General features: G+C 36.0%; 10 protein-coding genes. 5 read left to right on the top strand and 5 right to left on the bottom strand.

All coding sequences use genetic code 11. The features are described from left to right. Positions 1–32 precede the first annotated feature (32 nt). On the bottom strand, positions 33–500 hold the full coding sequence (locus CHSO_RS17770; RefSeq protein WP_045498927.1) for a hypothetical protein: 468 nt from the start codon (positions 498–500) through the stop codon (positions 33–35). 403 nt (positions 501–903) lie between these two features. On the opposite strand from CHSO_RS17770, the gene CHSO_RS17775 reads away from it, so the two are divergent. Next, complete coding sequence (locus tag CHSO_RS17775) at positions 904–1,320, top strand: RidA family protein (protein WP_045502855.1); 417 nt, start codon at positions 904–906, stop codon at positions 1,318–1,320. Positions 1,321–1,481: 161 nt separating this feature from the next. On the opposite strand, the gene CHSO_RS17780 is transcribed toward CHSO_RS17775, so the two are convergent. The 4 genes from CHSO_RS17780 to CHSO_RS26320 form a co-directional block, all read right to left on the bottom strand. Continuing rightward, on the bottom strand, positions 1,482–3,434 hold the full coding sequence (locus CHSO_RS17780) for a KUP/HAK/KT family potassium transporter (protein ID WP_045498931.1): 1,953 nt from the start codon (positions 3,432–3,434) through the stop codon (positions 1,482–1,484). Between the two features lie 230 nt (positions 3,435–3,664). Continuing rightward, positions 3,665–5,344 carry a helix-turn-helix domain-containing protein gene (locus CHSO_RS25445; RefSeq protein WP_171817664.1) on the bottom strand — a complete coding sequence of 560 codons (1,680 nt, stop codon included), beginning with the start codon at positions 5,342–5,344 and terminating at the stop codon, positions 3,665–3,667. A gap of 106 nt (positions 5,345–5,450) precedes the next feature. After that, on the bottom strand, positions 5,451–6,281 hold the full coding sequence (locus tag CHSO_RS26545; RefSeq protein WP_316932474.1) for a helix-turn-helix domain-containing protein: 831 nt from the start codon (positions 6,279–6,281) through the stop codon (positions 5,451–5,453). After that, positions 6,250–7,101 (bottom strand): hypothetical protein, encoded by an 852-nt coding sequence (locus tag CHSO_RS26320; RefSeq protein ID WP_045498936.1) that lies wholly within the window; start codon positions 7,099–7,101, stop codon positions 6,250–6,252. Before CHSO_RS26320 ends, CHSO_RS26545 begins: the two co-directional genes overlap by 32 nt. Before the next feature lie 459 nt (positions 7,102–7,560). Between CHSO_RS26320 and CHSO_RS17800 the strand changes: the two genes are divergently transcribed. From CHSO_RS17800 to CHSO_RS17815, 4 genes are all read left to right on the top strand, one after another. Further along, complete coding sequence (locus tag CHSO_RS17800) at positions 7,561–8,136, top strand: hypothetical protein (protein ID WP_144428966.1); 576 nt, start codon at positions 7,561–7,563, stop codon at positions 8,134–8,136. Between the two features lie 337 nt (positions 8,137–8,473). After that, a complete protein-coding gene (locus CHSO_RS17805) occupies positions 8,474–10,204 on the top strand; it encodes an FISUMP domain-containing protein (RefSeq protein ID WP_045498942.1) in 1,731 nt (576 codons plus the stop codon). Positions 10,205–10,277: 73 nt separating this feature from the next. Beyond that, positions 10,278–10,844, top strand: a complete 567-nt coding sequence (locus CHSO_RS17810) for a hypothetical protein (protein ID WP_045498945.1) — start codon at positions 10,278–10,280, stop codon at positions 10,842–10,844. Between the two features lie 79 nt (positions 10,845–10,923). Continuing rightward, positions 10,924–11,448: a hypothetical protein gene (locus CHSO_RS17815; protein WP_045498948.1), complete on the top strand. Its 525-nt coding sequence runs from the start codon at positions 10,924–10,926 to the stop codon at positions 11,446–11,448. The last annotated feature ends 57 nt before the right edge of the window (positions 11,449–11,505 follow it).

Raw genomic sequence — 11,505 nt, forward strand, 5'->3', positions numbered from 1 at the left:
TTATTTTAATTGTTTAATGTAATCGTAAATAGTTATTTTAAATCATCATCACTCAAAGAGTATGAAAAATAAGCATCGCCATCTTCATCAAGAATAAAAAATGTAACGATGTTATTTTGGAAATAAACCATGCATGGCATATTTGAATGTAAATAATTTTGTTCACCCTCCGGATGTATAAACTCATTATTTTCATATTTAAAATTTACATACATAGCCGAAGAATAGTTCAACATAGAAGGTAATATTTTATTATGTTGCAGTTGATTAAAAGTATCTTCAGAAATAACAGTATAATCACATCTGGTTAATTCTGTATAAGGAAATTCCTCTTCTGTAAAAAATGGAAGTTCGTCGTCTATAAGTTCTTTTATTAATGCACTAACTGTCTCTAAAGAATGATCTCCCAACAAATATTGATCAATCAATGCCTGTGTATTATTGTAATAAAATCCTGATTTAGATTTATTTAAATCTATTGGTGTTATCTCTATGGCCATTTTAGTTTTATCCTAGTAATTTAGGAATTCCCTATGTAAATTTGGCTAAATTCGAAACTAAACGTGCTGACTCAAGCATCATCTACACAAATTTTCAGGCTTTACTATCGTCTGCCTCATCGGAGAACTGTATAAATGACTGATTGTCTCTATTGCTTTATCTTTATATCTGTTGAGAAAGCAATCACCTTATGAATTATATATTGAATTCTCTCAACATATGTAAACGTTTTGAAAAATGATTGAGGTTACCTTTGCTTCATCAATGTAAACCTTACCAATCATGATTCATTTTAAAAATATCATATATAAAGGAAAGCTTCTTCTGGCTTCATTTATTTTTATATTGTTATTTTCAAGCTGTTTACAAACTAACAATGATAAAACCAACAAACAAAAAAATATGACAAGTATCGCATATAAGAACCCGGAAACTCTATTTGACCCTACTCCTTTTGCTTTTTCACATGCAGCAAGCAGCGTAGGTAACGGAAACTATGTATTTATATCCGGACAAAGTGGCGGTGAAGACTTACATCATAACCTCTCTGAAGATTTTAGACAACAAGTTCAATTCGCTCTGCGAAACTTAGAAACAGTGCTTAAAGAATATGATTTGAAGCCTGATGATGTTCTGAAAATTACAGTACTCATTGTTGATCACAATCAGGAGAGACTCAAGATATGGACAGAAGAAATGCATAAAGTATGGAAAAACAATAAGTTTCCAGCAAGTACTTTAATTCCTGTACCAGGATTAGCACTGGATGGCATGATGATAGAAGTTGACGCCATTGCTTTTATGCCTCATAAAGAGTAGGTGTGTGAAGCATATTAATGTTTAGAATTAAAATAAGGTAATGAATTGTTTCATTGAGAACATGATAAAAGGCTCGGGCAAAAATCTTCGATTTTTGCCCGAGCCTACCTTATAGCCATGGTTCAAAATAATATTGAATCTGTCTAATATAACAGTATCCTTTACCGTTTCCGCTCAAGTTTATTCTCTGCAAACGGAACCACCACTAATGGATATTGCTCTGTTTCAATATGGCTTTTATCCAGTCCGAAATTGATATAATCTTTTACAGAAAGATAACGTAGGTTATAATATCCTTTCATCACAAAATTCTTCCAGAATGGCATTCTGTTATCATAAGAAAGAAAGCTATCCATAATCATAAATTTAAAATCACCTATTTTATTCTGTTGATAAGCTTGTTCCAGAGAGTCTTCAACATCTACTTCATGATTTTCGATCATGTCATTAACAACCTGTTTGAAATAGTATCCAATTCTTGGGTCTTCACGAAATCCGAGATCAAACTGAACATAATACACATCATTTCTGATAATGGTTTCTACAGAATATTTTTGAGCATAAGGCTCGTCCAGAATATTAACATGCACAAACCAATAGATATCGGCACGTTTTGGAAGCCCGAATTTTAGGATTGAATCCATCAGCGTTTTTTCAATTCTTTTTTCAGAGTCCGAAGTGGTAAGATAAACCAGATTGGTAGCATATTTCGGAAGTTTTTCATCTGTACTTAGTTTGGCTAACAATGGAAGATAATCTGAAAATTTCACAAAAGACAGAATATCCGATTTGATCTTTCTTCCCCGCCACCAGATATACATAACGGCAAATAATGAGAAACCAAGCAACAGGGTAATCCACCCGCCTTCTTTCACTTTTTGAAGATTAGCTGCTAAAAAACTTAATTCAATGGCTAAAAAAATCCCTGTAATTAAGATATTCAATATAAAAGGGACTCTTTTTATACGAAGATAGGCATTGATTAAGATGGTACTCATCAACATAGTAAGGGTCACACTCAGTCCAAATGCTGCTTCCATTTTGGTACTTTCCTTAAAATAAAGTACCATTCCCACACATCCGCACATCAGAAACCAGTTGATAGCAGGAATATAAAGCTGCCCTTTCACATTACTTGGGAAAAGCACCATGTGTTTGGGCCATATATTGAGGCGTATCGCCTCATTAATCAATGTAAAACAGCCACTTATCAGTGCCTGAGAAGCAATAATGGTGGCTAATGTTGCAATACATAAGGCTAACCAGAAAATTGATTTCGGAACAATATGGTAAAAAGGGCTTAAGCTTCCCACTTCTTCTCCCACATGGTTTAAAAGCCATGTTGTTTGGCCTGCATAACAAAGAATAAGAGCAACTTTTATAAAAATCCAGGTGATTCTGATGTTATTTCTTCCACAATGTCCCATATCACTGTATAAAGCCTCTGCTCCGGTTGTACATAGAAAAATACTTCCCAGAAACCAGAATCCTTTAGGTTCATTCACCAGCATCTGATAGGCGTAATAAGGGTTTAAAGCTCTGAAAACTTCCCAGTTGTCCCCTATTGCCATCACACCTATGGTACCAATGAATCCAAACCAGATAATCATTGCCGGGCCAAAAACCTTCCCTATTTTATCTGTTCCAAACTGTTGAAAAATAAAGAGTAACACTAAAATTCCGATGATAACCGGAACGGTATTTAAACCAGGAACTACAGCCTGGACTCCTTCTACTGCTGAAGAAACAGAAATAGGCGGCGTGATGATTCCGTCCGCCATTAAGAAAGCACCGCCAGCCATCGCAATAAATACCAGCCACTTTCCGCTAAACCGCCGTACCAGTGCGTAAAGAGAAAAGATTCCACCTTCTCCTTTATTGTCAGCCTGTAGCGTAATGATGACATATTTTATCGTAGTCTGGAAAACCAGAGTCCAGAAAATACAACTCAAGCTACCAAGTGCAATGGCTTCTGTGATGATCTTATTGTGAAAAACAGCATTGAGTGTATATAATGGAGAGGTCCCAATATCACCGAATACAATTCCTATGGCGATCAGGGATCCTGCAAGGGTGATTTTCTTATGAAAATCTAGACTGTTCTGTCCGGACATAATGATTTAGTTTTTGATGCAAATTAATCAAATTCCAAATCGAAATGATACTTAATTTTTTTTAAAAAAAACAATTCAATAAAAATGATGACTATTTGACTTCAAAGGATAATATTTTCAAGAAAAAAAACAATATAAAAAAGCTTAAAATCAATAACATACACTGCTTACCCTTAAAACAAAGCAATATGGAAATACAATCTTTGTTGTATCCTCTTTGAAATCAGAATTTAAACCTGTACAGATGTTTTTAATTGTTCTACGAAATAGGAAGGAGTGAATCCTTTTTCTTTTTTAAAAGCATTCACAAATACTCGTGGAGTGGCATATCCACACTCTTCTGCAAGATAGGCAATCTTGTACTCTCTGTAAATTGGGTTGGTGTAGAGCATTTTAATGATATAGTTAATACGAAGCTCATTGATATAACTGGTGAAATTATGATTTTTGTAGATCTTTATGACCTCCGAAAGATACTTGGGATTGGTAGTAAGACTATTGGCCATCCAGGTAAGACTCAAATCCTTCCGTAGATATTTTTCTGAGGCTTCAAATTTTTCAAGCTTAAGAAGTAAGCCTTTTACGGTTTCATCTGTAATGGTAATAGAAGATTTTATATCATTATTTCTCTCTACTACTGGTTCTATTTGATTTCCTTCATTTTCCTGACTTATTTTCTCAATCAGATCTTTATATTTTTTATGAATAATCTTATTGCTTCTTCTTCGATAGATCAGCATTCCTCCGGTGATAAGACTGAGGATAATAATAGAAATAAAAACAATTATATTTACCTTTTTCTCTCCGTTGATTTTAGTTTCCGAAATGATCTTTTTTACAGGAACTTCTACGGCTTCTTTTTCTATGGAATTGATACTGTCATTCAATTTTGAAAAAAGATCAAGATATTTTTGAGATGTTGGGCTATCCCCAATCCCCAGATAAGATTTCGCCAATACCATATATCCTACTCTCCGATTATAAGGCATGCTGTTAGACTTCTCCAAAGCCAGCATACTCTCTCCATATTCTATTGCTTTTTGATAATCTTTTTTCATTTGATAAAACTCCTGGAGTGCCTGATACAAATCTATTTTTGTCTCTGGATTTACTTCTCCTTTAATAATATCAAGCTGCTTTAAAGCTTCCATAAAATAGAATTCAGACCGTTTAACATCCCTTCCTTTATTTCTGGAGTCCCTGTAATGAATCCCCAGATTCATATTTACGGATATCAGCATATCAATCTTCTGCTCTAAAGGAACATCTTTACTCTTATCACTTACTTTTAAAATTTCTTCTCTGCTTTTTTCCAAAGAGTACAAGACTTTTTCATCCGATCGCCCCTGGTAATACGGTGCCATGTTGTAATAGACCAAAGAAGTCTGATAATACCTTTGATTTGTTTCAAGAATCAGTTTTGCATATTTCAGAGCAGTTTCATATTCCTTTAAGCTCACATCGTATAAGCCTAGGTTCTCATGTAATATTGCTCTTTTATTGTATAAAATAGATAATGTTTTATAATCTTTCTGGTTCACTGCCAAATCTCTGACTCTGTCTGAGATTTCCAAAGCCTTTTGATAGTCATAATCTTGGGAATAAATCAACATTATATTTTTTATTGCCTCCAGTTCTCCTTTTTCACATCCCTCAGCCTTAGCAAGATCATTTGCTTTTTGAAACAGTGCTAGAGCCTCTTTACTTTTCCCGTTGTTATTAAGAGAGGTTGCCTGATCTATTAATTGGTCTATATTTTCATTTCCGGGGCATGAAATTACTGCACCATTTACGAAGGAAAAAGAAAAGAAAAACAACAAACAGATAAAAGTAGAGTACAATCTTCGAAAAAACGGATTACTACTTTTCCAAACAAACCGAGATATTTGCAAAAGTAATTTTTTAGCCATAAAATGATATTTTATATTGAATTGGTATTTTTCACGATCCCGACAGTCAAAAAACATAAAAGGACTGAAAGGGCTCTTCAGAATTGAGCTGTAAAGGATTGAAAATTTATGCAGAAACTTTCAATTGCTCCACAAAGTAAGAAGGTGTGAAACCTGTTTCTTTTTTGAAAGCATTTACAAATACTTTGGGAGTTGTATATCCACATTCTTCTGCCAAATAAGCGATCTTGTATTCTCTATATATTGGATTTTCATAAAGCTTCCTGATGATGTAGTTAATCCGTAGCTCGTTGATATAACTGGTAAAATTACTTTCTCTGTAAATCTTAATAACCTCTGAAAGGTATTTTGGATTGGTATTGAGATGATTGGACATCCAGGTAAGGCTCATATCCTTTCGAAGATATTTCTCTGATTTCTCAAATTTTTCAAGTTTAATTAACAGAGCTTTTACTGTTTCATCAGTAATGACAATGGATGATTTGGTTTCATCATTTTTAAGATTGGGCAATACCTCTGCTTCCCTCACTTCTTTTGTTTCCTCATTGATCTTAGTAATCAATTCCTCATATTTCTTGTGAATGATTCTTTTTTTCCTTCTCCAAAGGATAATGCTTACTATTATAGCAATAAGGACCATAACACTGGTGATAATCAGTTGTTTTTTAGAATTCTCCTTGTGTCCTTTGTCTACCTCTGCAACCATTTTCTTTATCGTAGTATCAGCATTTGTCCTACCCGCAGTGGTTATACTATCCTTAAGATTAGTATATTCTCTCATATAATATTTAGACTTCTCTTTTTCACCAATTTCCATATAACAGGTAGCTAAAAACTCAAAAGACTCCACTCTTGAAGATGGCCGCCTTTGCTGCTTTTCCAATTGTAATGAACGATTGGCATAGTCAATGGACTTTTGATATTCCTTTTTTTCCATATACAGCCAGCTCAGTTGATTCAAAAGCGTAGTTTGTGGGCGGATAGGCAAAGCCTTCGTTTCCTCCTGAAGTTTTTCTGCTTTCAGAAGATTTTTTTTCTGCCAATTCCAGATTACCTTTTTCATCAGAATGCTCCAGATAAAACATACCTAAACGGGTATAGGTAAATATGACTTCGGTATATTTAATCTGATTAGATATTTCTCCGTTATTATCTTTTATTTTCAGACCCACTTCCAAAGCTTTATTAAGATAGTACACTGTTGAATCCTTGTATCTTTTCTTTTGGAATTGATGATCCATACTAATATAGTAAGAATGTAGATCCATATAGCATTGAGTCAATCTTAGGTATTTTCTGTCTGGATTCTTTATCGTCTTTGCAAATCTGACGGCTATTTCTACATCCTTTTTACTGGCAGTATCAAGACCTATATACATTAAAGCCAATGCATTACTCCTATATATACCGGATATGACTCCCGTGGGATCTTCCTTCTTATTTTGAATTATTTTTTTAAGTTCATTACCCAATTCAACAATCTCCTTATTTTTATCCTGCATACTATATGCACCTATCAAATAATTACCACTTAATAAGATCCCATTTTCAAACTTTAGTTTTTCTGACACTGCCTTTAATTGAAGCAACATGCTTTCCTGTTGTTTTAAATCTATAGAATCACCATTTGCTTTGATGTATTTCAGTTTCTTAATAATCACATCTTTTGTGATAGGTTCAGAGCCCTCCTTTTTTACATTTTGGGCAAATGCTGAGTAAAAGGCAAAAAGAATAAAAAATAAATAGATTTTTTTCATTAGGGAATAGGGATTAGCTTTTAGAGTGAGAATTTAATAGGGTAAAAACAACAGCGATACCAACATTTATATTAGAATAAAAAAGAAGTTTAGCAACTATCATATATATATTAATATGCTTTTATTATTAAAAAATTCATAGTAATTCATTTTTTAGTTTCAATACATCACAAACCCCCATCATATTGATTTTTTCCTATAGCACACCCTGTTTTCGATTATCATTTGTACAAATTTAATGAAATATACTTTCCAAAAATACAAATACCTACTTACTATTTTTCTTTATTATACAGAAATATTTTAAAAAAACACAACACATTGATTTACAGTATTCAAAAATTGTAAAATAGATTAAACAGCATATGAAATTTTCCGAATTATTCCTGTACTAGACTTGTACAGACATTGTGGTAATCATAATATTGCATTAAAATGATAACTGATTCTGAAAATAACATGATGAACCAACACTTCTCTCTACATTTATTTGGAGGGAGAAGGTTTTTCTTATTGATCTTGTTGCTGATGAACTTTCAGATCGTACAGGCTATTTGTAAACATCATGAGGCTCCTTCATCAGAGCCTTCTCCCTCATCAAATGAATTATTTATTTCTGAGGGCACCGTAGTTTCAGGTATGGAACAAATATATGCTCCAAGTTCCAAAAAAGAAAAAATAAAGAAAACTTTCAAAAGAAAGAATTTAACAGTATCCAACACAAGAAAACAGAAAAAAGAGAAGATTACTTCTCAAAGAGTTGAGAACAGCCCTAAAGCCGTATCAATCTTCATCAGGAATACTCCATCAGAAAAATCTCTATTGGCTATTTCCGACCATGATAAGCAGATTGTAAGACCCAACCAGCATACGATGAAATTCCTTCTGTTTGGGGCAGAAAACAAAACACTGGGATTAATGAGTCTACTGGACATTTTTCTGAAAAAGATTTATAAAGATCAGTGGTTTTTCAATCTAACGTTTTCCCAAAATTTCAACCGTCCACCACCATTCCTCAAAAGGGCTACCGTTTAATTCAATTCATCAGGTAGTTTCCATTCTTTTATTCAGCGAAAAATTCAGCATAGTTCATCCATTTCGCCGGGTTTATCCGAAGCGAACAGGGAGTAGCATGTATTGACTCAATAAAACAGATGATGATATTTTAAATCATAAGAAAAGAATATTACACTGCAAACCTAAGCCTAAAAAAAACTTGAAAGAATAAAAACACATCAGGGTTCACCCTGACATACATTTAAACCCCTCTTAAAATGAAAAAAAAACAATTTTACCAGCAACATTCCTTATTAGCATCACTGCTTTTGGACAAGTAGGAATCAGTACTGCAAACCCACACCTCAGTGCTTCTTTGGAATTGGCTTCCAACAATAAAGCGCTCTACCTGAATAGAGTCGCCAATACTTCTGTAATCAACGATCCGCAATCTGGAATGGTTATATATGACCTGACAGATAAATGTATAAAAGCATACCAGGGTAATCCGGCAGGATGGTCAGGATGTATCATAGGGAACAGCGGACTTACAGGCTCAGTTACCAGCATTAATTGTGCTGGCGCTTATTTTACACCTAATTTTGCAACAGTGGGTCAAACTTATACAGGAACATTAACGGTTCCTTACACTGGAGGTAATGGCGGAATATACCCTGCACAAACCACTACTGTGAACGGGCTCACATTCAACCTTCCTTTAGGTGTTTTTGCCACCGGAGATGGCAATGTGGTTTATAATGTTACCGGAACTCCCACCACAGCAGGAACCACTACAGTAAATATTACTATTGGAGGACAAAGTTGTTCCGGAGCTAATGCTATATCACTTACAGTGAATCCTGCAACAGGCAATCCCGGCGGTGTATTACCCGGAACTATTACATTAGCACAGAACAGCCGTTATTGGGTAGCCTCAGTGTATGATAACGATTATATGCCGTATACCACACCAACAGTGCCTGCCAGCACTGCCATCATCAATGCAGATGGTACACCGGATACCTTGGTGGATGTGCAGGGAACTATCTCTACCACAGGTATCACAGTGTATATTCCTACTACCGTAACAGGAAGTGGAGGGACTGTCGCAGCATGGAGTACCACCACTACCATCCCAGCAAACCTTACACAGGATGGTATAGCTACACAAGTAACATTATCCTGGGCAGCACAAACCCTTACCACTAATGATACGTCTCTTGTGGCGACCATAAAAGCTGTCGGAAATGATCTGCTTGCCAAGAAACTGGATATCAATGCAGGGATAGGAAATGATTATCTGGGGCTATTATTAGGAACTTTACAATACCCATACAACGCAGCAGGTACGCTTACCAATTACCAGCTTCGCGACATACCAGGCATACCGGACAGAATGTTTGGACAGATAGATAATGCCGATAAATATGAGCATAACTTCCTTTATCTTCCGATACAGGCAGAAGACGGCAAAATTTGGTTGAACAACAACCTGGGAGCAAACTATACCAATGTGGACTCCCCAATATTTAATCTTACCAAGCAGGCAACGAGCCAAACAGATATCAATGCGATGGGATCTCTCTTGCAATGGGGTAGAAAAGCGGATGGGCATGAGCTTATAGTAAGAGATCTTAGTATCTCAAGTGATCCGGCTTATAAATATGGGCCTATAACCGGGCAAGTACCAACCTGGTCACCTAATCAACCTAGCAGGATAAATAATACCAGTAGCTTGGAATGGACATCACTTACGACACCACCTCCGGGAAACCGATGGCTCGCTTCTTCTCCAAATAACCCATGCCCACAGGGCTTTAAAGTACCAGTAAAAGCAGAATGGCAAGCAGTAATCACTGCTTCTGGCAGTGGCGGCATCTATGCTACCAACAAAAAACTGAAATTAACTAAGGCCGGAGAAGGTAGTGCTCACAGTGTTAATACTGGTGTATTCAATACTAGTATCGATCACTATATGGTAGCAGATGGCTATGTCACTAGTAGTGGCGCTGGTGGTACTTCCTTTATGCAGAATGGTATTGTTTACACCAACACCGGTAATAATAGCCCTGGTTTTGGCGGCTCTGTACGTTGCATCAAAGAGTAATAAGTTTTATAAAACCATCTGATCTAAGGCAGATGGTTTCAGTCTCCTTTTAAAAACTAAATAATTAAATCTTATGAATAAATATATAACGCTTATACTCATCATCATAGGAAATTTTGTTTCCTCTCAAGTGGGTATAGGGACTCCAACTCCACACCCCAGCTCCGACCTTGACCTCGGTGCTGTCAACAAGGTACTTTATCTGAATAGAGTATCTAATACCACAGTCATTAACGACCCACAACCTGGTATGTTGGTCTTTGATACATCCGAACATTGCGTAAAAGCATACCAAGATGATCCTCCAAAGTGGTCCGGATGCTTGGATTCTGTATCCGGTACTGTTTCAGGATTTACTTGTTCTTCTGCATCATTCAGCCCAGCAACGGCCTCTCAAGGCGCTTCATATACAGGTACACTTACAATACCCTACACTGGCGGTAATGGTGGGACTTACACAGCACAAAGTTTTACCCAGAATGGATTGACATTTACCCTTACAGCCGGAAACTTCAGCATAGGAACCGGAAACCTGGTATACAACATCAATGGTATTCCCACTGCTTCCGGAACCACCTCTGTAAACATAATGACAGGAGGACAAAGCTGCAACGGATTGACGTTGACTGTAAACCCATAAGAATAACAAACCATCCTTTTTTGGAAAGGACAATATCAAGAAAGAAAACATTCCATTCATATAAACCTAATTAAAAATCATGAAAAAACTACTTCTACCCATGGCAATTCTACTTGCTGTAACGGGTACTGTACAATCTCAGATTGCCATAGGAAAATCGACAGTGACCAATACTGCGGTATCCTTGGAGTTTGCAGATACAGAAAATCGGGGATTGATACTTCCCTATGTAGAAACGAAAACAGGAATTACAGAGAACGGTACCATCATTTATGATACCACCGATCACAAAGTAAAATACCTGAAGGATTCCGGAACGTGGACCGACTTAAGTGTTGACAACACCGGAGCTGCTAACATTTTGATCCAAACCAGCAAAACTGAATCCACAACGGCAAAAACAGCTATCGGATCAGCAGCTGCTACAGACCCCACACCGGGAGTATTGGTTTTAACGGATACCAACAAGGCGATGATATTACCTAAAGTGGTGAGCCCACACCTCAACATCATTAACCCTGCCCCCGGAATGATGGCTTATGATACCGTGAAGAAACAGATAGCGGTGTACAATGGTACAGTTTGGAGTTTTTGGAAACCTTAAACCGATAAAAAATGAAAGAAATACAGTTTTATTAGTCCTATTCTTTAAAAACACCCT

The organism is Chryseobacterium sp. StRB126, from assembly GCF_000829375.1.
Lineage (GTDB): Bacteria > Bacteroidota > Bacteroidia > Flavobacteriales > Weeksellaceae > Chryseobacterium.

Coding starts and splice junctions, on each gene's coding strand:
- CHSO_RS17815 (WP_045498948.1), top strand. CDS start 10,924: ATGAAAAAACTACTTCTACCCATGGCAATTCTACTTGCTGTAACGGGT.
- CHSO_RS25445 (WP_171817664.1), bottom strand. CDS start 5,344: ATGGCTAAAAAATTACTTTTGCAAATATCTCGGTTTGTTTGGAAAAGT.
- CHSO_RS17810 (WP_045498945.1), top strand. CDS start 10,278: ATGAATAAATATATAACGCTTATACTCATCATCATAGGAAATTTTGTT.
- CHSO_RS26545 (WP_316932474.1), bottom strand. CDS start 6,281: ATGGAAAAAAAGGAATATCAAAAGTCCATTGACTATGCCAATCGTTCA.
- CHSO_RS17780 (WP_045498931.1), bottom strand. CDS start 3,434: ATGTCCGGACAGAACAGTCTAGATTTTCATAAGAAAATCACCCTTGCA.
- CHSO_RS17770 (WP_045498927.1), bottom strand. CDS start 500: ATGGCCATAGAGATAACACCAATAGATTTAAATAAATCTAAATCAGGA.
- CHSO_RS26320 (WP_045498936.1), bottom strand. CDS start 7,101: ATGAAAAAAATCTATTTATTTTTTATTCTTTTTGCCTTTTACTCAGCA.
- CHSO_RS17775 (WP_045502855.1), top strand. CDS start 904: ATGACAAGTATCGCATATAAGAACCCGGAAACTCTATTTGACCCTACT.
- CHSO_RS17800 (WP_144428966.1), top strand. CDS start 7,561: ATGATGAACCAACACTTCTCTCTACATTTATTTGGAGGGAGAAGGTTT.